Raw genomic sequence first — 26,662 nt, 5'->3', positions numbered from 1 at the left:
GCCGGTGGACCCTGCCTAGCGGTCGAACCGAGCGGCCTCGGCCAACCGATCGGCCAGCGACCGCACGGCGTCGGCCGCCTCGGGTGGGTCCAGCACCTCGAACGCCCACGGCAGCCAAGCGAGGTGGCGGGCGGCGTGATCGAGGTCCATCGCTCCCACGTCCACAAGACACGAGGCACCGTCGAGCGCGGACGGATCGGGACGGACATTGGCTGTCGTCGGCGGGTAGACCTGCCGCACCGCGGTCGCCGGGGCGTGGACACGAAGACGGACGAGGTGGGGGTAGGCGTCACGGCTCGTCCCGCGGGCGACGTGCTCGGCGGCGTCGGGGGCGTCACGAGGGGTGAACCGCCAGGTCGTCGCACGCACCTCACCCATCCGGTCGAGGCGGAACACACGCCAGTCATCACGGTCGAGATCCCAGGCGAACAGGTACCAGCGCCGGTCGGTCGTCACGAGCCGGTAGGGCTCGACGCGGCGCTCACCCGCCTCGCTGCCGTCGGCTCGGGTGTAGGCGAAACGCACCTGCACCGTGTCTCGGCAGGCGCGGGCCAGGGCCGTCAACACCTCGGCGTCGACGGCGACGACGCCGGAGTCGGCACGCACCGTCGCCATGCGGACGGCGTCGATCCGCTCCCGCAACCGCGCGGGCACGACCTGGTCGAGCTTGGCGAGGGCGCGCACGGCGGTCTCCTCCATCCCGGCGACCGTGCCTCCGGCTGCCACACGCAGGGAGACGGCGATCGCCACCGCCTCGTCGTCGTCGAGGACCAGCGGCGGCATCGCCCTCCCGGCGACGAGGCGGTACCCGCCACCGGCCCCGCGTTCGGACTCCACTGGGTATCCCAGTCGGCGGAGCCGCTCGATGTCGCGCCTCACCCCACGGGTCGACACGCCGAGCCGCTCGGCGAGGTCGGGACCGGCCCACGCCGCACGTTGCTGCAGCAGGGTGAGCAGGCGCATGAGTCGCACCGTGGGATCGGCCATGTCACGAGGATGACCCAGACAGAGGACAGGATCTGTCCGGAGAGCGGTGGACGCTCGTGCCATGACGAGTTCATCCCCCGCCCCGGCCCCCGACGACCCGATCGACCGGACTCCGGCCACGCCGGCGATCGACGGGCCGCTTTCGGCTCACCTGCTCGAGCAACTCGAGTGGCACTGGCGCGAACAGCTCCGCCCACGCTTCGACGGGCTCACCGACGAGGAGTACCGCTGGGAGCCCGTGGCGGACTGCTGGAACGTGCGCCCACGCGGTGAATCGTCGGCGCAGATCCAAGGCGGCAGCGGCGACGCGGTCATCGAGTTCGCCTACCCCGAGCCCGATCCCGCGCCGTTCACGACGATCGCATGGCGCCTCGGCCACCTCGTCGTCGGCGTGCTCGGCGTGCGGAACGCCGCTCACTTCGGCGCACCGCCCACCGACTACATGACCTTCGACTACCCGCTGCACGCCGCCGGCGCCCTGGCGCACCTCGACGAGCAGTACCGCCGCTGGTGTGCGGGGGTCGCCGCCCTCACCGAGGACGACCTCGCGCGCCCCGTCGGCGAGGCCGAGGGTCCGTGGGCCGACCGCCCCATGCTCACCCTCGTCCAGCACATCCATCGCGAGGTCATCCATCACGGCGCCGAGATCGCCCTGCTCCGAGATCTGTACGCCCACACCCGCTGAGCCGCCCGAGCGCCCCGCCCCGCCCCGCGGCGCCCTGCCCTGCCCTGACCTGCCCTGACCCGACCCTTGACGTCTGGAGACCCCCATGCCCGCTCTCACCCCCGCCACCGCCCGCGACGAGGGTGAGGCCCTGCGCACGTTCGTCCTCAGCCAGCTCGACGGGATGCGTGCGGTCGCCTTCGGCCTCACCGACGACCAGGCCCGCGCCACCCCGACCACCAGTGCCCTGTCGGTCGGGGGCCTGCTCAAGCACGTCGTCCGCTGCACCGACCAGTGGTTCGCCCGCTTCGAGTCCGCCCCCGAGCGCACTGAGCGCGACACGCAGCCCGCCGAGGAGGCGGGCCGGCTCTACGCGGAGGAGTTCGTCATGCAGCCGGAGGAGACCCTCGGCGCATTGGTCGCCGAATTCGACCGGCTGCGAGCGCGGATCGCCGATGCGGCCGCCGACTTGGACCTGGACGCCGAGGTCCCCGTCCCCACCGATGCCCCATGGTGGCCGCAGGATCTCGACGCCTGGAACGTCCGCTGGGGGCTGCTTCACCTCGTCGAGGAGATCGCGCGCCATGCCGGACACGCCGACATCATCCGCGAACACATCGACGGCGCCACGACCTACGAACTCGTCGCCGGCCTCGAGGGCGAGGACCCCTCGGCCTGGCTCGTCCCGACCCCACCCCACCCCGGCTCCTACGACGCCGAGCGCCGGCGCGACGCCGAGCCCGCGGTCGCGCAGGGATGACCCCCGCGAGGTGGTGAGGGGCGGACGGGTCGGCCCTTCGCCAGGCCCCAGCATTTAAAGCGGATTTCTTCTGTAATATTCACGGCGTCACGACCCGATCGAAGGAGACGCCATGTCCCGCACTCCCCTGCCCCTCACCGAGACCTCCTCGCCCGACCACGGCTGCGGGTGCGGATGCGGCCACGACGAGCTGCCGGTGCTCGACGCCCGGGTCATTCCCGGAGCGATCCGGCACGGTGCCATCCTCGGCGCGATCTCGCAGGTGCGGCCCGGTTCCGGCCTGGTGCTGCTCGCCCCGCACGACCCGCTCCCCCTCCTGCAGCAGGTGCGCGAGGCCTACGGCGAGACGGTCGACATCGGATACGTCGACCGAGACGGCGACCTCGCCGGAGGTGACGGCGTGCGGGTGAGGTTCACCAAGGTCGCTGCCTGACAGGCGCGGTCGCCCCGATGCACGCCGTCACCGCGCCTGCGCGCCCCGTCCCGTCGTCCCGACGCCGGCCACGCCGAACCCGTCTCGCGCTTCTCGCCCTCGGTGGGGCGAGCCTGCTCGTCGGACTCGACGCGGGGCTCGCTCGCGCAGGCCTGTGGGCACCGGTCGAGTCGCCCCGGCTCGCGGTGTTGCACGGGATCGTCATGGTGCTCGGATTCCTCGGCACCCTCATCGCCCTCGAGCGCGCGCAGGCCCTCGGGGCCGCATGGGCGCTGCTCGCACCCGCGACCCTCGCCGCCGGGAGCCTCTCACTGGTCGCGGGTGCACCGGTCGTCGTGGGGGCGTTGCTCCTCACCCAGGGATGTGCGGTGTTCGTGGCCGTCTACGTCGCGTTGTGGCGGCGGGCACGTGCCGATGTCGTCGCGGTCGAGGGCCTCGGCGCCCTTGCCGCCCTCCTGTCTGCCGTCACGTGGGTGTGGGCCCCGGTTCCCGCGATCGTCTGCCTGCTCGCGACGTTCGTCGTGCTCACCATCGCCGCGGAACGCACCGAACTCGCGGCGCTGACGATGGGCCGCGCGGCCCCGAGGCGGCTGCTGACACTGGGCTCGGCTCTCGTCCTCGCCGCCCTCGTCGCCCTCGTGTGGCCGGTGGGCGGGACCCGGGCGTTCGGCGCCGTGCTGCTGCTGCTCACCGTCTGGCTGGTGAGGGACGACGTGGCCCGACGCTTCGTCCGGACCGAGGGGTTGCGCCGGTTCAGCGCGACGGCACTCCTCGCGGGGTACGCCTGGCTGGGGGTGGCGGCGCTCGTGTGGCTCGTCGGGGGCGTCCCGGTGGGGCCGTCGTACGACATCGCCGTCCACGGGGTGTTCCTCGGGTTCGGGATGTCGATGGTGATCGCCCACGCGCCGACGATCCTGCCCGCCGTCGTCGGCGCCCCGCTCCCCTACCGGACCGTGTCATGGATTCCCTTGGGGGCGCTACACCTCGGCCTTCTCGTGCGGGTCGTCGGCGACGTCGTCATGGCGCTCGGTGGCGGCGACCTGCTCTTCCGGTGGGGCGCGGCACTGACCGTCCTCGCCGTTCTCCTCTTCGTCCTCGTCTCCCTCGTCCTGGTGGTGAGCGCTCGTGCCCGCGTCCCTTGATTCCCGCGACCGTCGTCCGGTCGGCCCGCCGCGCACGGCCTCCCCGGGGTCGCGTCGACGGCGCTGGCCGTTGCGGGACTACCCCTCGGTGTTCTGGCTGGCGGCCGCCGCCGGCGTGGCCCTCGTGCACCGGTTCGTCCCGGAGTCGCTGTGGCTCATGATCCACCTCGTGCTGCTCGGGGCGCTCACGCACGCGATCCTCGTCTGGAGCCGCTACTTCGCCGACGCGCTGCTCAAGGTCCCCACGACGGAGGCCGACCGCGCGCGGCAGTCGGCGCGCATCCTCACGCTGCTCCTCGGCTCGAGCCTCGTCCTCGTGGGGGTGCCCGCAGGGCTCCCGCCGGCGGTCGGCCTCGGGGCGGGGCTCGTCGCGGTCGCGGTCCTCTGGCACGGAATCACCCTGTGGCGCATGCTCGCCGGTGGACTGCCCGGCCGCTTTCGGATCACCGTGCACTACTACGTCGCCGCCTCGGCCGCGCTCGGCGTCGGCGCGCTCCTCGGTGGCCTCCTCGGGTCGACCCCCGGCGGGGTGCCGGACCCGGCCCACGGGCGTCTGCTCCTCGCGCACGCGTCGGCCAACCTGCTCGGCTGGGTGGGATTGACGATTCTCGGGACGCTCGTGACGTTCTGGCCGACCCTCCTTCACGCCCGCATCGACCCGCGCGCCGAGACCCTCGCGCGACAGGCGCTCCCGGCGCTGCTCGTCGGGGTGTCCGGGCTCGTCGGCGGCGCGCTCGCGGGGACGCGGGTCGTCGCACTCGTCGGTATCCTCGCCTACGTCGTCGGGGTGTGCTGGTGGGGACGGGCGCTGCTCGTCCCGCTCCGGGCCCGCCCCCCACGGTCGTTCGCCGCCGCCTCCGTCGCCGCGTCGCTGCCGTGGGGAATGGTCGCGCTCGGATGGCTCGGGTGGATCCTCGCGACGATGCGCCCCGGCGACGCAGGTTGGGCCGACGTCGTCGCCCACCTCACGCCCGTCGCGGGTGTCGCCGCGGCCGGCGTCGGCGTGCAGATCCTCTGCGGCGCGCTCGCCCACCTCGTCCCGACGGTCCTCGGCGGAGGACCTGCGGTCGTGCGGGCCACGGGCCGGGTGTTCGACCGGCAGGCCGCCGCGCGTCTCGTCCTCGTCAACACGGGACTGCTCTTCCTCGTGCTGCCGGTACCGAGCTGGGTGAGCGTGACGACCTCGCTGCTCGGCCTCGTCGGGCTCGTGTGGTTCCTCCCGCTCGTGGTCGCGGCCGTGCGCGTCAACCGGCGAGGGCGCGAGGCCGTCGCCGCCGGAGAGCCCGTTGACGGTGGCGCAGTCGGCACTGAGGTGCCCCGGCTGTGGTCGGCGGGTCAGGTGGTCGCCGCGTTGTCCGCCATCGGCGTCGCGGTGGTCGTCGGCGTCGGTGTCGACCCTGCCGCGGCCGGTTTCGCGGCGACGGGTGGAACCGCCCAGACGGATGCGCAGCCGGTGGCCCCGACCGGCCGCACCGTCCGGGTCGCGGTGAGCGCCGAGGACATGCGGTTCACCCCCGCGTCGGTGACGGTCGCGGCGGGGGATCGGCTCGTCGTCGACCTCGTCAACGACGACCCGGCGCAGGTGCACGACCTCGTGCTCGGTGAGGCGACCTCCGGGCGTCTCGCGCCGGGCGAACGCGCGGAGGTCGACGCGGGCGTCGTCTCCGGGCCCACCTCGGGGTGGTGCAGCATCGCCGGCCACCGGCAGATGGGGATGGTGTTCGACGTCCTCGTCACCGGTGGGCCAGGAGGTGGTGAGACCGCCGCGGGCGGCGCGGGGGCGCACGCCGGCCACGAGGGTGGCGACATGACCGGGATGGGCACGGCACCGTCCGCGGCGGTGCGCGCCGTGCCTGACACCCGGCTGACGACGCACGTCGACCCGGTTCTCGCGCCACTGCCACCCCGGCGCGGCTCGCCGACCGTGCACCGGATCACCATGCGTGCCACCGAGGTTCCCCTCGAGGTCGCCCCTGGCGTGTGGCAGACGCGGTGGACGTTCGACGGCGGTCACGTCGGCCCCACCCTGCACGGGCGCGTGGGGGACGTCTTCGAGATCACGCTCGTCAACGACGGCACGATGGGCCATTCGATCGACTTCCACGCCGGTGCCCTCGCGCCGGATCGCCCGATGCGGACGATTCCGCCCGGGCAGTCCCTCGTCTACCGGTTCACGGCGGGGCGGGCCGGCGCATGGATGTACCACTGCTCGACGCATCCGATGAGTCACCACATCGCGGCCGGGATGGCGGGAGCGGTGATCATCGAGCCCGACGGCCTGCCGCCGGTCGACCGCAGCTACGTGCTCGTGCAGTCCGAGGCCTACGTCACGGCGGGAGCAGACGGGCGGGCGGCGGCGCGCCCGGAGGACGCCCAGCCGATCGACGCCGCGAAGATCGCTGCCCGCCGTCACGACTTCGTCATGTTCAACGGCATCGCCAACCAGTACGACGAGTTCCCGCTCCGGGCGAAGGTCGGTGAGCGGGTGCGCATCTGGAGCGTCGACACCGGCCCGAACGTGCCGTCGAGTCTGCACGTCGTCGGCGGCCAGTTCGACACGGTCTACGCCGAGGGCGGCTACCACCTCAAGAGCGGCAAGGACCCGTTCGGCACCACCGGGGGCGGTTCGCAGGCCCTCGCACTGCAACCGGCACAGGGTGGCTTCGTCGAGCTGTCGTTCCCCGAGGCCGGGCGCTACCCCGTCGTCTCGCACGTCATGAGCGACGCTGAGAGCGGCGCCCACGGCGTCGTCGAGGTCACCGACTGACGCGGGCGCGTGACGCAACCCGTCCCCGCCCCGACGGGTGCCGGGCGGTCCTGCCCGGTTGGTGTGCTGCGACGATGGGCGGGTGGACGAGGAACTGGTGGTGACGAACCGGGTGCGCATCCCGGCCTCGGAGCTGCGGGAGCGGTTCTCCCACGCCTCCGGCCCCGGGGGTCAGGGCGTCAACACCGCGGACTCTCGGGTCGAGCTGACCTTCGACGTCGCGAACTCCCCGTCCTTGCCGGAGACCCACCGCACCCGGGCGTTGGCGCGACTGGCCGGACGTCTCGTCGAGGGTCGGATCACGGTCGCCGCCGCCGAGCGCCGCAGCCAGCTCGCGAACCGCCGCATCGCCCGCGAGCGCCTGGCCCAGCTGCTGCGGGAGGCCATGGCGCCACCGCCACCACCCCGCCGCGCCACCCGCCCCACCCGCGGCTCGAAGGAACGCCGTCTCGCGAGCAAGAAGCGCCGGAGCGAGGTCAAGCGGGGGCGTGGAAGACCTGAGGGCTGAGTTGCTCTATCGCCCCGCACCTCGTCATCCCACCTCAACCCGGAGGCTCTCGGAGGCGTGCCGGGTGGAGCGACCGTCGCCTACAGCCTGGTGAGACGTGACGTGACCTGACGGGTTCGTCCTCATCCGGCCGTGCGGCCTGCCGATGCCCGAGCATGGACCCGGTCGCGCTACCCCCTCGGTTCGAGATGGATGGGGCGCATTCCGGGCTGGGGCCCGGCACGCGGCGCGCCGACATCCGGCTCCGGTCTCGATTTCCGGTCTTGCCCGGGCCGACGCCTTGAGGAGCGGCGGTCCTCCCGCTACCTCGCAGGTGGCCTCAGGTCCACGCGCCAGTGGTCGGGAACCTCTCCGTCGGCGCCGAGGCGGTCGCGGAGGATCTCCAGTAGGTCCTCCTGGCGGGGCTGGCCAAAGGTGAGACGGTAACGGGCCACGTCGCGCCTGATCCTCTCCAGGCGGACCCCGTCGGTGCTCAGCGGGTACGGAGCCACGTATCGCTCGATCTGCGCCTTGCCGGGGTAGACCCAGTGAGGCGCGAAAGAGCCCAAGTCCGGTCGAGCATTCGCCGCGATCTCGTACGCCGCAGCCCAGGGGTCATCCGCCTCGGCAGCGAACACGTCCTGCGCGTGTGTCGCCATGATGTTGCGTCGGACCGCCAGCCCGTCGTACCGGTCCACCCGGCCCTCACGCTGCTCGAAGTCGACGGGGTTGGTGGGGGTGTTCCAGTGCAGCACCGACCGGCACCACCAGTGGAAGTCGATGCCCTCCTGTCCGATGCTCGTGGTGGCGAGGACGAACGGCCAGAAGGGGCTGTTGAAGGCCTGGCGCACCTGGTGCTGGCGCTGGGTCGCGCCTTCCTCCAGTGTCTCCCCCCGCCCACTTCCGTACCGCACCGCGAAACGCGTGCTGAAGCTCGTCGGGTTCGTCCCTCCGGTGTCCGGGGCGAAGAGTGCGTACCGCGCGGCTCTGAACGACAGCGCCTCCACGACGTTTCCCACGACGACGTGCAGGGAGTCCGCGTCGGTGACCGAGCCCCCGAGGGACACCGCGACGTGGTGCAGATGCTCGTCGAGGACTGCCTGCAGGTTTCCCTCGGCGCAGTAGCGAAGGATGCGCTGCCAGTACGGCGTGTTTCCGTCGCCGTCGGTCGGGTCGAGCAGCATCGTCGTCTCCGGGCGTGCGAACAGCGAGCGGATGGCGACGGCAAGACGGGCGGCCTCGATCCACTGCTCGCCGTCCATGATCGGTGTGTCGGCCCCGACGAGACGGCGCACGGCGCGCCATGCGATGTTGCCCGGCGAGTGGGCGGCGAGGCGCGCGAGCGAGACAAGGCCCGCGCCGTCGAGGCGGTTCCGCCTCGGTGTCCCGCGCGCCGCAAGGGCGATCGACACGTGCCGCGCAAGCAGGCCGAGCTCGGCGTCGCGATCGGTCTCAGGGTCCCAGGTGCGCGCGTCGAGCGCCTCACGGACATCACGCTCAGAGAGGCCGCCGGGGAGGGAGTCGAGGCGTCGCATCGCCTCGGCCCAGGGCGTCGCCGGGGGGTCGTCGCCCTCGGCGGTGGGGTGCTCGGTGCGCAAGGCCTCGATGACACGTTCCTCGAACGCGGCGATGGAGAGGCTCGTACCGACCGCACGGCGGTGCGCCAACGGGTCTGCGAGTCCCGCCAGCCCGGGCATCGGCCAGAACAGGGCCAAGGCACTCATCGATCCGGCCCGGTCGTACTGCGCGTTCCACCGATAGTTGAGTCTCGTCGCGCGGCTGCGCCTGTCGGCCGCCCGTTCATCGGCCGACATCGCCCCCTGATGAGGTGATGCTGTGACGCGATCCGCCTCATACGAGAGCAGCGAGGAAAGGGCAGTGGGCGTGGCCGCCCACGACGAGAACACGAGGAGTTTCGACACCGAGGACGCCCCTGGCTCCGCATAGGCGCCGGCCGGTTCGAGGTAGGGCAGAGAGGGGGGCACCCACAGCAACCTCGGCCATCCACGCCCCACGGTGTGCCGATGAACGGTCTCGAGTCGGGGGTGGGACATGGCGATCGGCGCGTTGGCGTCGACATCGGCCGTGTGGAGACGCTGTGTACGCGCGAGGAGTCGCCGTGTCTGGGCCGCCCGGTCCCCGTCCGGTCCTGACAGCGCCCCCGTCACCGCGCCCGCCAGCTTGTATCCGGACATGAAAGACGCGAAGTACGGCACGTCCTTCCAGTACCCGAGGTTCACCTGTCCCCCGACGACGTCGGACAGCTCTTTCAGCGCGACGTACCCGAGCAGGTTGTCCGCCGAGGGCGGCCCCATGGGCAGCGCGACCTCCCGGCGCATCGAGACCGTGGCGCCGTCCGGGCGTTCGGTCCGACACATGATCCGCAGAGTCGCCGCGCGGACCGCCTCGGTGGTCTCCCGGGTGAGGTCGCCGCGGACCACCCCCTCGCGGTAGGAGCGCAGCGCAGCCTCGATGGCTCCGGCCGGGTCGCCTGGGTCACCGTCGCCGAGGAACCGTACGACCTTCATGAAGTCGCGGTGATGATCCTCGCCCGCGGAGACCTCCTCGGCGTAGGTGAAGGGCTTGTACGGCGTGGCAGAGAGCAGCAGGACCTTGGCTCGGGATCCGGCACTCGATGCGTGGTCGAAGAGGTGGTGAGCGAGCTCGCCGGCGTCGGTGTCCTTGGCGAGAAGCTCTCGGAAGCGTTGGAACTCGTCGAGGATCACCAGGTCCGGGGTCAGGAGCGAGACACTCGCCCGAGCCATCACGGCTCGGAGCCACCCGACGGTCTGCCAGGTCCGCCCGGTGTCGGTCCCTCGTGCGGCCGACTCGAGTTCCTCGCGCACGCGCTCGAGCGGTGTGACTCCCTGGTCGGGCCGCCGGAGACCGGCGCGGAACGCGTCCACGAGGGACTGGTCGAGGTGAGGAACCTGGCTCCGCATCTCCGCGACGACCCCCTCGAACGCCTCGACGGTGCGAACCCCGCACATGAGGAAGCGCAACGCCGCTGCTGCCCGTCCGGCGTTCGTCGTGAGCTGGAGGCTCGGCTCGCACTCGAGCATGAGGAGAAGCAGGGCGCGCTCCTCCTTGGTGCCGCTCCGCCATCCCGGCTTGAACGAGGTGCCCGGCGTGAACGACACGAGATTGATCGGCGCCGGGCCCTCGGCCACGCGACGGGGGAAGTCGGAGACGACGGTCCCGAGCATCGAGAGGCGAGCGGTGAACTCCGACGCCGCGCCGCCACCGACGGCGAGCTTGCGAAGGTTCTGTCTGGCGAGGTCCTGGTTGGAGCAGACGTAGACGATGTCCACACGATCCGTCCCGGCATCGTGTTGCAGCGCCTCGATGGTGCGCGCGATGACCCCCCGGGCGACCATCGTCTTGCCCAGCCCGGTCTGGTCGGCGACGAGAAAGCGGTCGGTGGGGTCCGCTCCGAAGAACCGGCCGACGACGTGGTCGACGGTGTCGCGCTGGAAGGTCGTGAGCCCCGCGAGGACGGGGGTCGCGTCGAACCCGCCCGTCATCGCTCCGCGTCCCGATCGAGGCGCTCCCGTGCCATCTGCACCTGCTGCCACAGGGCGTCGAACCCCTCCGGGATCACCTTCCGCCCGGCCTCGGTCCGGTTGAGCCGGGCGAGGAGGCCATCCATCGCCTCGAGGTGTCGTGACCCTCTGGCAAGAGCCGCAGCGATGCTCTCGAGGACCCCCACCGCCGCCACGGTCCCCCATTCGGTCCCAGCCGTCACGCCGCGGGACGTCGTCCAGTCGGAGCCATCGCCCGACAGCGCGAGAAGAAGGTGCAGGAAGTGGAGGAACTTGGCCGGGGTGTCGATCTGTCGCGCCAGGATCGCGTTCAACCGGTCCGGCGGGTCCCCCAGCAGGGCCGCGTGGACGACCGATGAAACGACCATGCCATCCGCGTCCGTGACCATGAGGACGACGAACGGAGTCACCTCCGCCAGGTCCACGGGGCCGAACGTCACGTCCAGGACCTCCCCCGGCGCAATGTCACAGGTGACCGCCGGGCGCGTGAGCAGCGACGCTCGCACGGACATCTCCGTCGGCCACGTCGGAACGGATCCCTGCCCGCTCACGCGCTCGTCGTAAGCCCCGCCGTCGTCGATCACTCGGGCGCTCAGAGGCACGGCAGCGAGGCGACGCAGGACCTTGGCGAGCGCCCGTCGCCGCGCCTCGGCCTCGGCGTTCGCCGGTTGGCGTTCGTAGGGCTGGAGCACGCCGGAGAGACCGCGAGCAGCGGCGTCCGCCGTGTCCTTCTCCGTATCGACACGGCTGGTGCCGAGGACGGACTGCACCCCGATCGCGCCGGCCCGACCCGTGAATTCGACGGCGAACTCGACATTGCCGTCGTACGCCGCGCGAGTGGCGTTCGGCGACCCGACGAACAGGTGGGCCTCGCGGTTGTTGCGCTCGACGATCGTGGCCTTGGCGTGAAGCCCGACGCGTTGCGCCGAGAGGGTGGTGGGCATTCGTTCCCCGTCGCACTCCGCCCCGTCGGAATCGGACATCCCCTCCCCGTGGGCTTCTTCCGCCTCGTCCGAGTCGATCAGTCCGGCAAGGGGATCGAGAACGAGGAGACGAGGCGGGCGACCGGGCCCAGCCATCGGGAGGTCGGACTCGTCCATCGCGTCGAGCGCCTCACCCCGCGAGACGATGTGAACCTCGCTGTCCGGACTCGGCGCGACGTGCCGAAGACCCTCGGCGTCCATGAAGGGCGACATCACGAGATGGCGGTAGCCGCTGAAGTCGGCGGTCGGGGTCAACCTCGGGATGCCCCAGGCGTGGAAGTCCACACGGCCGATGCCGTCGGGGACGTCCCACTGGACCCGTTTGGCCTGATCGGCAAGATCCGCCACCCGCGAGGCGCGATCGCGCCCCAGGGGCGTGACGGCCATGCCCGGGAGGGCGCGAAGGAACGCCGAGAGGGGCCGGTTGACGGGTCGGTTCGCGCGGGTGGGTGCCCCGTCGAGCGTGACGGCGAGGTCCCAGGCGTCGGAGTCGACGAGGTTGCGAGTGGCGACGAGCAACCGGTATCGGACGTCGCGGTCGTTCTCGTCGGCGGCATAGCGGAGGAACCACACCTTGGGGTGAAAAAGGTAGCCGCGCCTCATGGCCTGGACGGGGTGGACCATCGGTTCGAGAAAGGCCATGAGGTCGGAGTGGGCGCGGGGAACGGCGATCTGACCTGCCTGACAGAAGACGTCGACGCGATCGGTGCAGGATCGGGCCGCTTCGAGCACGGCCACCGGGTCGATGGAGTCACGCACCGTGAAGGCGGCGAAGGCGAGGGGTGGCACCAGGGCCGTCTGCAGCGACAGGCTGAAAGTCGTCCCCACCGCCGAGTGGAGTGAGTACCCGGCCGGTGGTCGGAGTTGGTCGAGGAGGACAACCCGAGAGTCAGGTTCGAACATCGTCCGGGCCTAGCTCCCTTCCACGCTCGAGACCGTCGACGATGTCGCGGAGGACGGCGCGCACGTTCGCCCAGCGGTAGGTGAAGGTCACCTGTGGCGTGGACGGCGGCGTCTCGCGAAGACCTTGCCGACCGATGTCGGCCGGTGACCAGGTCTGGAGGAGCCGCCGGTTGACCAGACGCGACTGGCCCGCCTTCAGCGTGCGCTCGCGACGTCCGACGAGAGTGCGCGATCGACGGGCGAGGTCCGAGTGATCATCAAGGATGTCGGGAAGACGCCCCGACCGCACGATGTCGAGCCAGTCGTCGACGAATGCCCTGGTCCGCGGACCGATACGGGGGTTACGGGCGAGGACATACGTCCAGAAGGCGAAGGACGACCAGCCATCGAGCAGGTTCCGACGATCCACGCCGTCCACCCACCATTTCAGCCGCTGTCGGTACGGCTCGATGCTGAAGGCGTCGTCGGCGAATCCGGCGGAAGCGTAGGCCTCGGCGACGAGCATGAGGTACAGCATCGAGGCCCCGTGCATGACTCGTGAGAACACCTCGGCGTGCCGCAGCCCCGCCGCGGCCTCGCCACCAGCGACGCTGACCGCCAGGGGATCACTCCACGGGGTGACGCTGCCCTGCTCGGGCGCCCGGCCCGACCGGACGAGATGCCCCAGGAGCGTGTCGCCGGCACCCTCGACCATTCTCTCTCTCAGCCACGTCGCCTCGTCGCGAGTGAGGTCGAACCCACCGTCGACCTCGCGGGGGAATCCGCGCGGGGCGGCAGGAAGCGTCGGATGCCAGTCGCCGAGCGACCGGCCGACGAGTTCGTCCGCCTCGGCGTCGCTGGTGACGGCTCCGGTGACCTGGGAGGGGGCGACGTCGCGGGTGAGGACACCGAAGGTGCGCAACCCGCTCCAATAGATCGCGGACGGCAGCGTCTTCACCGCCGGGCCGGTGCGTGCCCCGATCACCCCGCTTCTCGGGGCTTGCGTCCTCGCCAACGTGTCGGCGAGGACGCGCTCAGTACGCCCGACGCGTGCCGCGCGATCGGACGAATCGCCGACCGCCTGGAAGCACCACGGAATGAACAGGTAGTAGCGAGCCCGGGTGTGAAGGACGGAGAAGCCGGGGAACAGGGCATCGCTCAGAACGTCGCGCACCTGACCGAGGCCGAGTTCGTCCCTACTCTCGTGCTGCTCGAACAGCCGAAGGACCTCGCGCCGACGGCGCTGCTCCTCCGGTGACGTGTCGAGCCACGCGATCACGGACATCCCGACGCACGCCTCCCCGTCCTCGTCGAGGCAACCACTCCGGTGCTCCTTGCGCCGACCTCGCACCGATCACCAGTCCTGAGGTTACGCCTCCTCGTCCCCCCGACCCTGATGTCGGTCGTTGCCCGACCTGGTGTCGCCGCTGGGGTCCACACGCGCACAGACCCCGCACGCGGAGACCCGATGTGCCTCCATCGAACCCGTGGACGACATCGGCAGGTTCACGACCGCGAGGGGCCGTTCGGCAGGCGTACTCTCTCGGCGTACTGCGACGTGCGGGGATTCCACCACAGCGTCAGGTTCTCCAGCCGTCCACCCGTGACACGAAAGACGATCATGAGCGACTCCAGCACCAGGCTCGTCCGGATGACGCCGCGCGACCCGCACGAGCCCGGCCGCACGGCGAGCACGCTGGAGCTGTTCTTCGACCTGGTCTTCGTCGTCGCGGTGAGTACCGCCTCCGCCGAGTTGCATCACGCGCTCGCCGAGGGCCACGTGCGGGACGGCCTCATCCGTTACGCAGTGGTGTTCTTCGGGATCTGGTGGGCGTGGATGAACTTCACGTGGTTCGCCACCTCGTTCGACGCCGACGACTGGCTCTACCGAGTCCTGACGGTCGTGCAGATGGGCGGCGTCCTCACCCTCGCCGCGGGCATCGAACCGACCTTCCAGCAGAACGACTACCGCATCCTCGTCTTCGGCTACGTCATCATGCGCCTGGCGATGGTCGCGCAGTGGCTACGCGCATCGCTGGCCGGAGGGCACACCCGTCGGACGACGCTCACCTATGCCGCCGGTATCGCACTCGTCCAGTGTCTCTGGTTGGCCTGGCTGCTCCTGTCGGGGACTCCGGCCCAAGTGTGTCTGGGCGTCTTGATCGCCGCGGAACTCGCCATCCCGGTGATCGCCGAGGCGCGCGGCCGCACCCCGTCGCACCCGCACCACATCACCGAGCGGTACGGGCTCTTCACGCTCATCGTCCTCGGCGAGAGCCTGTTGGCCTCGGCCAACGCCATCTTCGCCGCCCGCTCCGAGCAGCAGGCGTACGGCCCTCTCATCTCCCTGGCGGCGCTCGTCCTCACCATCACGGCGACGCTGTGGTGGATCTACTTCTGGCCGGAGCACCACCACTGCATCGGTGGGATGCGTCGATCGCTGCGGTACGGCTACGTCCACTACATCGTCTTCGCCTCGGCGGCGGCGGTGTCGGTCGGCATCGAGATCCAGATCGACGCACTCACCGGCCACAGCCCGCTGGGAACGGTCGGAGACGGATACGCCGTCGCCATTCCGGTGGCCGTCTTCCTGCTGAGCCTCTGGTGGATCGCGATCCGCGAACAGGCGGACCGGATGGTGCGGGTCGTCGTCCCGCTCGCCGCCGCACTCATCCTCGTGGACCCACTGCTGAGCACACCGATCCTCTCGACCGCGGTGGTCCTCGTGCTCGTCGTCGTCGCGCTCGTCTGGCGGCCACCGGTCACCGCGTCGACGGCGCCGGGCGGACACGCCTCGCCGCGGCGAGGCGGTGGGTGATCGCGGCGGCGACGAGTCCGGCGACGAGCGGCACGGTCATCGCGGTGCGAAGGCCGGAGTGGTCGGCGATGAGGCCGATGATCGGTGAGGTGCCGAGGAACCCGAGGCGCATGAGCCAACTGAGCAGGGCGACGCCGGTGCCGTGGGGGAACCCGGGCAGCCGCGCCGCCGCCGCGTAGGCCGCGGGCACGAGGGTGGCGCACCCGAATCCCATGAGCGTCAGACCGAGAAGACCGACCGCGATGCTCGGCGCGACCACGAGGGTCACCGCGCCCACGACGATCGTCACCGCGCCCGCGCGGGCCACGGCGACCCGCCCCCAACGGTCGGTCATCGGGTCACCGGTGACCCGCCCGACGAACTGTGCGGCGAGCATGACGCTGTACCCGAGCCCGGCCACACCCGCTCCGGCCTGCAACACCTCCCCCATGTAGAGGGCCGCCCACGAACTCGCGACCTCCTCGAGCAGCGTGCCGCAGATCGCGAGGACGATCAGTGGGAGGAGGAGCCGCCAGGGTCGCGACCCGGCAGGCGAACCCGCCCCGGCGTCCTCTCCGTCGTCGGCTCCGTCCCGCGCCCCGTCGCCCGCCGACCCCATGACGCCCGTGTCCCCGGTCGGCATGACGGTGAGCGGTACGCGCGAGAGAACTGCCGCGAGCACCGCCGCGCCGCTCCACACGAGGCCGTTGACCCCGAGCATCACCCCGATGGGGATCTGCGCCCCGGCGCTCCACGCACCGAGGAGCCCCCCGGTCGCAGCGCCCAGACTCCACACGGCGTGCAACGAGTTGATGATCGAGCGCTCGGCCCACTGCTCGACGAGGGCTCCCTGGATGTTCTGGGCCGCATCGACGATCGCATCGACGAACCCGGCCACGAGCAGCGCCACCGCGAACACCGCCGCCGTCGAGCTCGTGCCGGCGAGGAAGACGAACCCCGCGATCAGCGCGGTGCCGACCCCCATGAGCACGCCGGTGCCGTAGCGACGGACGAGGGGACCCGCGAGCCCCGCGGCCAGGATCGCGCCGGCGGGAAAGGCGATGACCGTGACGCCGAACTGCGTGTTGCTCAACCCCATCGCGGCCTTGAGCTCCGGATACCGCGGCAGGAGCATCGCGAAGATGATCCCGTTGGTGAAGAACATGAGGCTGATGCCGAACCGCGCCCGGCGACGCGAGCGCCTGAGATCCTCGGGCGCCGAGGGTGTCACCGGCGCAGACCCGGCGACCGACCGCCCGCCGGGAGGGCGAACCCCGGAGGCTGCTGAGTCGGCGGCGCGGGACGGGGTGTGGCCGGTCGACTGGGGGTCGTGCTCCATGTCCGCCACGATCCGTGATTGAGTGATCACGTGCAACGATCGCTCAGGCACAAGATGATCATTCGCGCGCTGAGCCCTCGCCCCACCGCCGTCGCCGACCTCGCCCGCCTCACGGGCGCCTCGGGCGTGACGATCCGACGCGACCTCACCGACCTCGAGGGCCACGGACTGCTGCGCCGGGTGCACGGTGGCGCGGTGGCCGTCGACCTGCGGGGCACGCCGATGCCGTACGCGATCCGCGCCGCGGAGAACGCCGACGCGAAGGCCGCCGTCGCCGCGGTCGTCGCCGACCTCGTCCAGGACGAGATGTCCCTCGTGCTCGACAACGGCTCCACCCTCGTCGCCGTCGCGCAGGCCCTCGCCGGACGGCCGATCACCGCGCTCTGTCTGTCGCTCCGGACCGCCGCCGCGCTCGGCGCCGCGAGCCCGCCCCCGACCATCGTCACCCCGGGCGGGGCCGCGACGGGCGAGAGCCTCGACTACGGCGGAGCCGCCTGCCTGAGCGCGCTCGAGGACTACCGGGCGGACCTGGCGGTCCTCGGCGCGTGCGCGGCCTCACCCGCGCACGGTCTCACCGCCACGACCTCCGAGGACGCCGAGATCAAGCGGGCCGTCATCCGCTCCGCCGCGCGGGTCGTCCTCGCCGCCACCGGCGACAAGGTGCGCCGCACCTCCAGCTTCCGTGTCGGCCCGCTGGAGGAGATCGACGACCTCGTCACCACACCGGACGCGCCCGAGTCCGCGCTCGAGGAGATCCGGGCCGCCGGAGTGCAGGTCCACCTCGCGCGATGACCGCCGACCTGCCGGCCCAAGGCCGTCGGAACCGGCCCTCGCGCTCGTGGGCCTGCCATCGCCGAGGTCGGCGACCCGACGCGGGGACGTCCACGTCGACGTGATCGACCCGGCGTCGTACCGTCGGCCCATGTCGTTGCCGACCACCCTGCCCGACCAGTCCGGACGCACGTGGCTCGTCACCGGCGCGACGAACGGTCTCGGCCGTGAGGTCGCCCGCGCCGCCGCCGGCGTCGGCGCGCGGGTCCTCATCACCGCCCGCGGCGCTGCCCGCGGTGAGTCGACGAGGCAGGAGATCGGTGCCGCTTCGGTGGTCGACGTCGACCTCGCCTCACAGGCGTCGGTGCGCGAGGCCGCGGCCCGCGTCGAGGAACCGATCGACGTGCTCGTCGACAATGCCGGGACGATCACCGCGCGCCGCGTGGAGAGCATCGACGGCCACGAACTCCTCTTCGCGACGAACGTCCTCGGCCCGTTCGCGCTGACGAACCGGCTCGTCGACCACATCCGCGGACGCATCGTCATCGTCGGGTCGGGCGCGCACAAGCGGAGCCGCATCGACTTCACCGACCCCCACTTCCGCCGACGTCGCTGGAGCGTCGCGGCCGCCTACGGGCAGTCGAAGCTCGCCGACATGCTGTGGGCGCTCGCCCTCCAGCAGAAGCTGACCGACCGTCACCACCCCGCCACAGTGCAGCTCGCCCACCCCGGCTGGGCGTTGACGAACCTCCAGAACGCCACCGGGCACGCCCGTCTCGACGGCGCCATCACGGCGGCGTGCCGGCCCTTCGCTCAGCCCGCCGACACGGCAGCCGCCTCGATCCTCGTCGCCGCGACGGCCGACCTCCCGCCGGTGAGTTACATCGGACCCGGAGGTCTGGGCGGCCTCCGCGGCGCCCCCGCCCACGCCTCCCGCTCCCCCGCCGCCATGGACCGCTCCCTCGCCGCGGCCGTCTGGCGCCTTGCCGCCGAGGAGACCGGCACCGACCTGTGAGGGGGCCGTCACCCGGCTCCACACCCACCACGTGGTGACCGTCGTCGACCTTCTCAGCACACCGGGCTCCACCGGCGGCCCATCACGTTCGGGGCGGTGATTCGGCCCCGGGCCCCGCGACCACCTCTAGGCTTTCGGGAACACGGACCGAAAGGCGGCCCCATGTCGAAGACCCGCGAGACCACCTCCCCCGCGTCGCAAGGGCCGTCGGCCGACGCGACACCGGACCGATCCCACGGCCGCTCCTGGGTCTTCCGACTCCTCGGCCTCGTCATGGCCGCCGTCGTCTACCTCGCGTTGGGTGGGGCGGATCTGTCGGAGGATGCGCGCCGCGTCGCCGCGATCGGCGCCCTCATGGCGACGTGGTGGATGACGGAGGCCGTGCCCCTGCCCGTCACCTCCCTCACCCCCATCGTCTTGCTGCCGGCCTTCACCGAGACCAAGATCGGTGAGGCCACCGCCCCCTTCGCCCAACCGATCGTCTACCTGTTCCTCGGCGGCTTCCTCATCGCCGTGGCCATGCAGAAGTGGGACCTGCACCGACGCATCGCCCTGCACACCCTGCGGGCCGTCGGCACTCACCCGCGCCGCATCGTGCTGGGCATGATGATCGCCACGGCGGGCCTGTCGATGTGGGTGAACAACGTCGCGACGACGCTCATGATGCTGCCCATCGCGATCAGCATCCTCGCGCTCGTCGCCGAGCGCGCCCTGTCTGCCCGCGCCGACGTCAGCGAGGAGGACGTGGCCGACGACATGGCGCGCATCGAGGACGGCGACGCGATCAGCGACGTCCTCGACGACCGCAACGTCCGACTGTTCGGCGTCGCTCTGTTCCTCGCGGTCGGCTGGTCGGCCTCGATCGGTGGCCTCGGCACCCTGTTCGGCAGCGTGCCCAATGCGTTCATCGCCGCCTACCTCAGCGATCAGTTCGACCGCTCGATCGGCTTCTTCGACTGGATGCTGCTCGGCCTTCCGCTCGTCATCGCGTTCATCGCCCTCTCCTGGCTCCTCATCACCCTCGTGCTGTTCCGTTTCGACCTCGACGAGATCCCCGGCGGCGAGGAGATGATCCAGTCCGAGATCGACGACCTCGGCCCGATGACGCAGGGTGAAAAGCTCGTCGCCCTCGTCTTCCTCTCCGCTGCCTTCCTCTGGGTCGTGCCGAGCCTGCTGTCCAACGTCGACGCCGTCGCCTCCGTCGTGCCCTGGATCGGGAACCTGGAGGACGCGGCGATCGCCATCGGCGCCGCGACCATCCTGTTCCTCCTGCCCGGCGACAAGAAGCGGCCGCTGCTCGAATGGTCGGATGCGGAGAAGGGCCTGCCCTGGGGCGTGCTGCTGCTCTTCGGCGGCGGCCTCACCCTCGCCGGGGCCGTCGCCCGCACCGGGCTCGACGAGTGGTTCGGTTCCAACCTGGAGGGCCTCGGCCGGTTGCCGTTGCTGCTGCTCGTCGCGGGCGTCGCGTTCATCATCCTCATGCTCACCGAGATCACCTCCAACACGGCGACCACCGCGGCGTTCATCCCCATCCTCGCTGCGGTCTCGGTGGCGATCGGTGTCGACCCGATGTTGCTCATGGTGCCGGCCGCCCTCGCGGCGACCTGCGCGTTCATGCTCCCCGTCGGCACCCCACCGAACGCGATCGTGTTCGCCACCGGCGCAGTGAAGATCCAGGAGATGGCCAGGGGCGGCCTCGTCCTCAACGTCACCGGCGTCGTGCTCATCACGATCGCCACCCTGCTCATCGGCCCCTGGGCCCTCGGGATCGCCCTTCCCTGACCGACACCCGACGCCCGGCCTCCGTCAGGGGTCAGGACGACGAGGCCGGTGCGGGGTCGCGGCGGGAACGCAGGAACAACAACGACAACGTCGCGACGACGGCGGCGAGCAGCGCCGCCACCCCGAGGCCGTGCTGCACTCCCCCACCGAGGGCGGCGGTCGGTGCCCCACCGGCCGCCGCGAGCGCTCCGGCCCGCACCGACATCACGGTGATGACGAGCGCCGTCCCGGCCGCCGCGGCGACCTGCTGCAGAGTGCCGAGGAGCGCGCTGCCGTGCTCGTACAGCCCCGGCGGGAGCGCCGAGAGGCCGGCGGTGAACACCGGGGTGAAGATGAACGCCAACGCCACGCTCATCGCGATGTGCAGTCCGAGGAACCACCACCAGGGTCCGTGCGTGGCCGCCCACGACAGCAACCCCAACCCCAGGGCCAGCACGATCGCCGCCGGGATGACCAGCGGCGCCGGCCCGATCCGGTCGTACAACCGGCCGACGAGCGGGCCGAGCAGACCCATCGTGAGGCCGCCGGGCATGAGCATGAGGCCCGCCTGGAGGGTGCTCATGCCGCGCACCTCCTGGAAGTACAGCGGCAGCATGATCATCGCGCCCATAAGACCCATGAACGACAGCGCCATCACGGCCACGGAGAGCCGGTAACGCCCGACGGCGAGGACTCGCAGGTCCAGCAGCGGGGTCGACCGAGCGCTGAGGCGCACCTGACGCCACGCGAAGAGCGCGACTCCCGAGGCACCGACGAGGAGGGCGATCACCGGCATCCCCAGCGGGCCGACGGCGGCACCGCTCTCCCCGCCCAGGTGGCTGAGGCCGTACACGAGGCCACCGAACCCCACCGCGGTGAGCACGACGCTCGCCAGGTCCGGCGTGCCGTGGGCGCGGGCGGGTTCGACGTCGGCCGGGGACGACGCGGCGTTGTCGTGCTCCGAGAACTCCCGGGCGTCGTCGGGGTGCGGGGCGCTCGTCGCCGGGACGGCCCGCAGCATCCGCGCGCCGACGACGCCGATGAGCGCGGCGACCGGGAGCACGAGGCCGAACAGCCACCGCCACGAGGCGAACCCGAGGATGAGCCCCGAGATCGTCGGCCCCATGGCGGGCGCGACCGAGATCGCGAGCGCGACGTTGCCCATCACCGAGCCGCGACTGTGCTCGGGCACGAGGGCGAGGACGCTGGACATCAGCAGCGGCATCATCACCGCGGTCCCACAGGCCTGGACGACCCGGGCCATGAGCAACGTCTCGAACGTCGGCGCCCACGCGGCAAGGAGCGTGCCGACGCAGAACGAGGACATCGCCACGACGAACGCCGTGCGGCGTCCGACACGTTGGAGGAACCACCCGGTCGTCGGGATGACGACGGCCATCGTGAGCATGAACCCCGTCGACATCCACTGCGCGGCGCGGGCGTCGATGGCGAGGGACTCCATGAGCACCGGCAGCGCGTTGACCATGATCGTCTCGTTGAGGATGACGATGAACGTCGCCACCACGAGCACCCTCAACACCTGCGCGGTGCGGGGATCGAGCGGGGGGCGTGCGGCGGTGGGCATCGGCGGTCCTGTCGGCATCGGCGGGGTGGGGCCGGGCGCGACGACGGCGGCCCCCCACGAGGGTAGGGGTCGCCCACCGTCCGTGCCGCTGCATTTCAGACGCCACCTCGACCACCGGCCCCGACACCGGTCCCCCGAGCAGGGACGGCAGCGCTCTGCCCCCCATCGTGTCCGAGACGGCCTTGCCACGTCCTGGTCGGAGTTCCCCTCGTCGACGGCAACCTCGTCGTATGGGCCGCACGTCGACTCGCTGGTGGTTGGGCGCCACCACCCGTGGGCGCGCCGCCCCCTACTCCTCCGGCAGCGTGCGGATCGCGCGGGCGGTGCGGGCGCGGGCGGCGAGGGCGGTGTCGTCGGGGTAGGCGACCTCCTCGAGACACAGCCCGTGAGCAGGCATCACGGTGACACCGGGATCACGCAGGGCCCGGTCCTGCACCTCGGCGGGCCACGACACGGGCCGTCGCCCCTCCCCGACCGGCACGACCGCCCCGACGAGAGCGCGGACCATGGAGTGGCAGAACGCGTCGGCGACGATCGTCCCCAGGAGCAGCGGCCCCTCCCGCCTCCAGGAATACTCGAGCAACGTGCGGACCGTCGTCGCTCCCTCGCGTCGTCGGCAGAAGGCCGCGAAGTCTCGCAGGCCGCAGAGCGACCGAGCCGCGGCGTCCATCGTCTCGGCGTCGAGGGGCCGACGCACGGTGACGGTGTCGCGGCGACGCAGGGGGTCGAGCAACTCGGGGGCGTCGCACAGCCGATAGGAGTACCGCCGGGTGAGGGCGGAGAATCGCGCGTCGAAGTCCTCGCTCACCTCACGCGCGCGTCGGACGACCACGTCCGGCGGCAGGACCCCCGCGAGCCGCCGGACCGCGGCGTCGTGCGGGGGGAGGTCCGAACGCCCCGGAAGCGCGGCCCACCCGGCCGGTTCGACGTCGACGTGGGCGACGGCCCCGCGGGCGTGGACGCCGGCGTCGGTGCGACCGGCCACGGTCAACGAGGGCGACGGATCCGCCCGCAGGATGCGCCCGAGGCCGAGTGACAACTCGCCCTCGACCGTACGGAGTCCGGGCTGCGCCGCCCAGCCGGAGAAATCCGTTCCGTCGTAGGCGAAGTCGAGACGAACCCGCACGTCAGCCGATGGGGTGCGGGGGCACCGCGGCACCCGGACGCACCCAGAAGGGCGGGGTGGCGCGCCCACCCGACGGCGTCGCCTGCTCGGAGCCGGCGTCCGCCGACCCCCCGAGGGTGTTCCACACGTACTTCGACACCCTGCGCGCCTGCGCGACGCCGGAGTCCATGGAGCCGTTGTCCCAGCTGAGGATCGCGAGGGTGTAGTCGCGGCCCGAGCCGCGCACGCTGCCGATGCTGTTGATGCGCCAGCCGTGGGGCGACAGCGGCAACCACCCGTTCTTCACGGCCACCTTGGTGCCCGTGGGGACGCTCCCGACGCCCCACCGTTGCTCGGGGGTCACCCGACCCATGAGGTCGAGGATGTACGCCCGGTCGCCCTTGCTGAGGTGCGGAGTGCCGTCGACGAGCTTGTCCATGAGAAGACGCTGGTCGGCCGCGCTCGTCGTCGTCGTGCCCCAGGCACCGCGCACCGTCGTGCGCGTCATGCCGAGGTCGTCGGCCATCTGCTGCACCGCCGACCGGCCCCCGGCCTGCCGGAACAGCGCGGAGGTCGCGTCGTTGTCGCTGTACCGGATCATGCGTTCGGCGAGCCGCTTCTGCGACGTGCTGAGACCACGTCCCTGCTCACGGCGCTCGTGGACGAGAGTGGTGAGGACGAGGACCTTGACGATGCTCGCCGTGGAGTTCCGGAAGCTCCCGTTGTAGGTGTAGGTCTGCCCGGTCCTGCGGTCACGCACCGAGAACGAGACGTCATCGGCGGACTTGCCGAGCATCCGTCGCACGTCACGGTCGCTGAACGGCAGCCCGGCCTCCTCGGAAGCGGCGCCTCCCACCGTCGAGGCGAACGAGGGGCCGATCTCCACCGCGGGCGCCGACGCCGCAGCATGAGGAGCGGCCACCGCAGGCGTGCCCGCCAACGCGGCGACGACGACACTGCCGATCACCCCGGCGCCGCGACTGCTGCTCCATGCGCGCATCCTGCACTCCTGTCGACGATCCTTCAGTCGTCCTTCAGCTTAGACCTCCTCTCCCCGATCGGAGCAGCCCCCTGGTGTCCGAGCACGCGTGTGCGTCACCAAGATCACGATCACGATCGGACCTGGGGACGCCGACGGCGGCGCACCCCCGGATGGGAATGCGCCGCCGTGTCGTGGTGGGCGTCAGGCCTTCGCGTCGGACTCCGGCGCGTCGTCGGTGACACCCTCGCCCTCGGCGGGAACCTCGGCGCCGGCGGGACCCTCGGCCACGGGGGCCTCGGTGATCTCCGGCTCCACGGCCTCGGAGGTCGTGGACTCCTCCGCGGGCGTGACCTCCTCCGCGGCGGGGGCGGCCGGCGCCTCGGCGCGGTCGGCGGCGGAACGCTTGGTCGCGGCCTCCGCCTCCTTCACCGTGGCCTGCTTGGGCGAGTAGGGCTCGCGCACGAGCTCGATGACCGCCATGGGCGCATTGTCGCCCTTACGGTTGCCGACCTTGGTGATGCGCGTGTAGCCACCGGGACGCTCGGCCATGGCCGGGGCGATCTCCGTGAACAGGACGTGAACGACGCCCTTGTCGCGGATGGTCGTCATGACCCGGCGACGGCTGTGAAGGTCGCCGCGCTTGGCGAACGTGATGAGACGCTCCGCGACGGGACGCAGGCGCTTGGCCTTCGTCTCGGTCGTCTGGATGCGGCCGTGCTCGAACAGCGCCGTGGCGAGGTTCGCGAGCATGAGGCGCTCGTGACTCGGGCCGCCTCCGAGACGGGGACCCTTGGTGGGGGTAGGCATGAATCTCTCCTGTGATGGTCGCTGACCGATCCGCGTGCACGCGGCCAGTCACTGATCGGTCAGTACTGCTCGTCCTCGACGAACGCGTTGTCCTCGTCCTCGTCGTACCGGTCCGCGATCGCGGAGGGGTCGAACCCGGGCGGGCTGTCCTTGAGCGCCAGGCCCATGCCGACGAGCTTCGCCTTGACCTCGTCGATCGACTTCGCGCCGAAGTTGCGGATGTCGAGGAGGTCGGCCTCGCTGCGGCCCACGAGCTCACCCACGGTGTGGATGCCCTCACGCTTGAGGCAGTTGTAGCTGCGCACGGTGAGGTCGAGGTCCTCGATCGGGAGGGCGAGGTCGGCGGCGAGCGCCGCGTCGGTCGGCGAGGGGCCCATGTCGACGCCCTCGGCCTCGACGTTGAGCTCACGGGCGAGACCGAACAGCTCGACGAGCGTCTTGCCCGCGGAGGCCAGCGCGTCACGCGGGGCCATCGAGTTCTTGGTCTCGACGTCGACGACGAGCTTGTCGAAGTCCGTCCGCTGCTCGACACGCGTCGCCTCGACCTTGTAGGTCACGGCGAGGACGGGCGAGTAGATGGAGTCGACGGGGATGCGGCCGATCTCGGCCTCCCCCGACTTGTTCTGCTGCGCCGACACGTAGCCGCGGCCACGCTCGACGGTCAGCTCCATCTCGATCTTGCCCTTGTCGTTGAGCGTCGCGATGTGCAGGTCGGGGTTGTGCACCTCGACGCCGGCGGGCGGCGCGATGTCGGCCGCGGTGACGGGGCCGGGGCCCTGCTTGCGCAGGTACATGACGACCGGCTCGTCGTGCTCGCTGCTGACGACGAGACCCTTGATGTTGAGGATGATCTCGGTGACGTCCTCCTTGACCCCGGGGATCGTGGAGAACTCGTGGAGCACACCGTCGATGCGGATGCTCGTCACGGACGCGCCGGGGATGCTCGAGAGGAGCGTGCGACGCAGGGAGTTGCCGAGGGTGTACCCGAAGCCCGGCTCGAGCGGCTCGATGACGAACCGCGAACGCGCCGGGGAGATGACCTCTTCGGAGAGGACGGGACGCTGTGCGATGAGCACTGAATTCTTCCTTTCCACGAGCAACCGCTATTTGATGCTCGTGCAAGCTGACCGGCGCGGGGCCGGTCGCCCGTCGGTGCCTCTGTCCGCACCGGCGGGCGGGGAGTCGCGAACCGTGGGCCCGGTCGCGCACGACCGGGCCCACGGTTGACGATCAGTTCTTCGAGTAGAGCTCGACGATCAGCTGTTCGGTGAGGACCGTGTCGATCTGCTCACGCACCGGGAGCTGGTGGATGAGGATCTGCAGCGTGCCGGGCACGACCTTCATCCACGCCGGGATCGGACGCTCCCCGAACGTCTGGCGAGCCAGCTCGAACGGGAAGAGCTCACGGCTCTTGGGGCGGACGTCGATGATGTCGTACTGGCTCACGCGGTAGCTCGGCACGTCGACGCGCTGGCCGTTGACGAGGAAGTGGCCGTGGGTGACGAGCTGACGGGCGGCGCGACGCGTCCGGGCCAGACCCGCGCGGTACACGACGTTGTCCAGACGCGACTCGAGGATCTGCAGCAGGACCTCACCGGTCTTGCCGGGCCGACGCACGGCCTCCTCGTAGTAGTTGCGGAACTGCTTCTCCATGACGCCGTAGGTGAAGCGGGCCTTCTGCTTCTCCTGGAGCTGGTGGAGGTACTCCTTCTCCTGGATACGGCCGCGGCCGTGCTGTCCGGGAGGGAACGGGCGGTTCTCGAAGTTCTTGTCGCCGCCGACGAGGTCGACCTTGAGGCGACGCGACTTCTTGGTGATGGGGCCGGTGTAACGAGCCATGTGTGTTCAGTCCT

The 26,662-nt window shown here is 71.3% G+C and carries 21 protein-coding genes; 10 read left to right on the top strand and 11 right to left on the bottom strand.

Annotated features, from left to right (window positions below):
• Positions 1-15: 15 nt before the first annotated feature.
• Complete coding sequence (locus tag RT054_RS14800) at positions 16-987, bottom strand: YafY family protein (protein ID WP_313025039.1); 972 nt, start codon at positions 985-987, stop codon at positions 16-18.
• A 61-nt stretch (positions 988-1,048) separates the two neighbouring features.
• Between RT054_RS14800 and RT054_RS14795 the strand changes: the two genes are divergently transcribed.
• From RT054_RS14795 to arfB, 6 genes are all read left to right on the top strand, one after another.
• The gene (locus tag RT054_RS14795) at positions 1,049-1,672 is read left to right on the top strand and encodes a DinB family protein (protein ID WP_313025035.1); all 624 of its coding nucleotides are present in this window, start codon (positions 1,049-1,051) and stop codon (positions 1,670-1,672) included.
• 85 nt (positions 1,673-1,757) lie between these two features.
• Positions 1,758-2,411 (top strand): DUF664 domain-containing protein, encoded by a 654-nt coding sequence (locus tag RT054_RS14790; RefSeq protein ID WP_312718551.1) that lies wholly within the window; start codon positions 1,758-1,760, stop codon positions 2,409-2,411.
• Between the two features lie 112 nt (positions 2,412-2,523).
• Positions 2,524-2,844 (top strand): DUF2249 domain-containing protein, encoded by a 321-nt coding sequence (locus RT054_RS14785; RefSeq protein ID WP_312718553.1) that lies wholly within the window; start codon positions 2,524-2,526, stop codon positions 2,842-2,844.
• A 17-nt stretch (positions 2,845-2,861) separates the two neighbouring features.
• Complete coding sequence (locus tag RT054_RS14780; protein WP_313025031.1) at positions 2,862-3,986, top strand: hypothetical protein; 1,125 nt, start codon at positions 2,862-2,864, stop codon at positions 3,984-3,986.
• Positions 3,970-6,753 (top strand): multicopper oxidase domain-containing protein, encoded by a 2,784-nt coding sequence (locus RT054_RS14775; protein ID WP_313025027.1) that lies wholly within the window; start codon positions 3,970-3,972, stop codon positions 6,751-6,753. Before RT054_RS14780 ends, RT054_RS14775 begins: the two co-directional genes overlap by 17 nt.
• An 82-nt stretch (positions 6,754-6,835) precedes the next feature.
• Positions 6,836-7,261: an alternative ribosome rescue aminoacyl-tRNA hydrolase ArfB gene (gene arfB / locus RT054_RS14770; protein ID WP_313025023.1), complete on the top strand. Its 426-nt coding sequence runs from the start codon at positions 6,836-6,838 to the stop codon at positions 7,259-7,261.
• A 302-nt stretch (positions 7,262-7,563) separates the two neighbouring features.
• Here arfB and RT054_RS14765 read toward each other — a convergent pair whose 3' ends face one another.
• The 3 genes from RT054_RS14765 to RT054_RS14755 all read right to left on the bottom strand — a co-directional run bounded on the left by RT054_RS14765 (position 7,564) and on the right by RT054_RS14755 (position 13,932).
• Entirely contained in the window at positions 7,564-10,764 is a 3,201-nt protein-coding gene (locus RT054_RS14765) for a hypothetical protein (protein WP_313025020.1), read from the bottom strand.
• Positions 10,761-12,593 carry a hypothetical protein gene (locus tag RT054_RS14760; protein WP_313025018.1) on the bottom strand — a complete coding sequence of 611 codons (1,833 nt, stop codon included), beginning with the start codon at positions 12,591-12,593 and terminating at the stop codon, positions 10,761-10,763. The genes RT054_RS14765 and RT054_RS14760 overlap by 4 nt, the downstream gene beginning before the upstream one ends.
• Before the next feature lie 61 nt (positions 12,594-12,654).
• Positions 12,655-13,932: a DUF6361 family protein gene (locus RT054_RS14755; protein ID WP_313025015.1), complete on the bottom strand. Its 1,278-nt coding sequence runs from the start codon at positions 13,930-13,932 to the stop codon at positions 12,655-12,657.
• Positions 13,933-14,268: 336 nt separating this feature from the next.
• Between RT054_RS14755 and RT054_RS14750 the strand changes: the two genes are divergently transcribed.
• On the top strand, positions 14,269-15,465 hold the full coding sequence (locus RT054_RS14750) for a low temperature requirement protein A (RefSeq protein ID WP_313025012.1): 1,197 nt from the start codon (positions 14,269-14,271) through the stop codon (positions 15,463-15,465).
• Here RT054_RS14750 and RT054_RS14745 read toward each other — a convergent pair.
• Complete coding sequence (locus RT054_RS14745) at positions 15,410-16,783, bottom strand: MFS transporter (protein ID WP_313025009.1); 1,374 nt, start codon at positions 16,781-16,783, stop codon at positions 15,410-15,412. The two genes, RT054_RS14750 and RT054_RS14745, sit on opposite strands and share 56 nt — an antisense overlap.
• 54 nt (positions 16,784-16,837) lie before the next feature.
• Here RT054_RS14745 and RT054_RS14740 point away from each other — a divergent pair, with 54 nt between their 5' ends.
• The 3 genes from RT054_RS14740 to RT054_RS14730 all read left to right on the top strand — a co-directional run bounded on the left by RT054_RS14740 (position 16,838) and on the right by RT054_RS14730 (position 20,351).
• On the top strand, positions 16,838-17,575 hold the full coding sequence (locus RT054_RS14740; RefSeq protein WP_313025007.1) for a DeoR/GlpR family DNA-binding transcription regulator: 738 nt from the start codon (positions 16,838-16,840) through the stop codon (positions 17,573-17,575).
• A 130-nt stretch (positions 17,576-17,705) separates the two neighbouring features.
• A complete protein-coding gene (locus RT054_RS14735) occupies positions 17,706-18,569 on the top strand; it encodes an SDR family NAD(P)-dependent oxidoreductase (RefSeq protein ID WP_313025003.1) in 864 nt (287 codons plus the stop codon).
• A 162-nt stretch (positions 18,570-18,731) separates the two neighbouring features.
• A complete protein-coding gene (locus tag RT054_RS14730; RefSeq protein WP_313025000.1) occupies positions 18,732-20,351 on the top strand; it encodes an SLC13 family permease in 1,620 nt (539 codons plus the stop codon).
• Positions 20,352-20,382: 31 nt separating this feature from the next.
• Here RT054_RS14730 and RT054_RS14725 read toward each other — a convergent pair whose 3' ends face one another.
• From RT054_RS14725 to rpsD, 6 genes are all read right to left on the bottom strand, one after another.
• Positions 20,383-21,915: an MFS transporter gene (locus RT054_RS14725; protein WP_313024996.1), complete on the bottom strand. Its 1,533-nt coding sequence runs from the start codon at positions 21,913-21,915 to the stop codon at positions 20,383-20,385.
• A gap of 289 nt (positions 21,916-22,204) precedes the next feature.
• Positions 22,205-23,041: a tRNA pseudouridine(38-40) synthase TruA gene (gene truA / locus RT054_RS14720; protein WP_313024993.1), complete on the bottom strand. Its 837-nt coding sequence runs from the start codon at positions 23,039-23,041 to the stop codon at positions 22,205-22,207.
• Position 23,042: 1 nt separating this feature from the next.
• On the bottom strand, positions 23,043-24,020 hold the full coding sequence (locus tag RT054_RS14715) for a serine hydrolase (protein ID WP_312718571.1): 978 nt from the start codon (positions 24,018-24,020) through the stop codon (positions 23,043-23,045).
• Positions 24,021-24,203: 183 nt separating this feature from the next.
• Positions 24,204-24,809, bottom strand: a complete 606-nt coding sequence (gene rplQ / locus RT054_RS14710; protein ID WP_312718572.1) for a 50S ribosomal protein L17 — start codon at positions 24,807-24,809, stop codon at positions 24,204-24,206.
• A gap of 59 nt (positions 24,810-24,868) precedes the next feature.
• The gene (locus RT054_RS14705) at positions 24,869-25,885 is read right to left on the bottom strand and encodes a DNA-directed RNA polymerase subunit alpha (RefSeq protein WP_312718573.1); all 1,017 of its coding nucleotides are present in this window, start codon (positions 25,883-25,885) and stop codon (positions 24,869-24,871) included.
• A 154-nt stretch (positions 25,886-26,039) separates the two neighbouring features.
• Positions 26,040-26,648: a 30S ribosomal protein S4 gene (rpsD, locus tag RT054_RS14700; RefSeq protein ID WP_312718574.1), complete on the bottom strand. Its 609-nt coding sequence runs from the start codon at positions 26,646-26,648 to the stop codon at positions 26,040-26,042.
• Positions 26,649-26,662 lie beyond the last annotated feature (14 nt).

It is taken from the genome of Mobilicoccus sp. (assembly GCF_032060985.1).
Classification (GTDB): domain Bacteria; phylum Actinomycetota; class Actinomycetes; order Actinomycetales; family Dermatophilaceae; genus Mobilicoccus.
The sequence above is the reverse complement of the archived record's forward strand: the minus strand, read 5'-3'. Positions and strand labels throughout refer to the sequence as shown.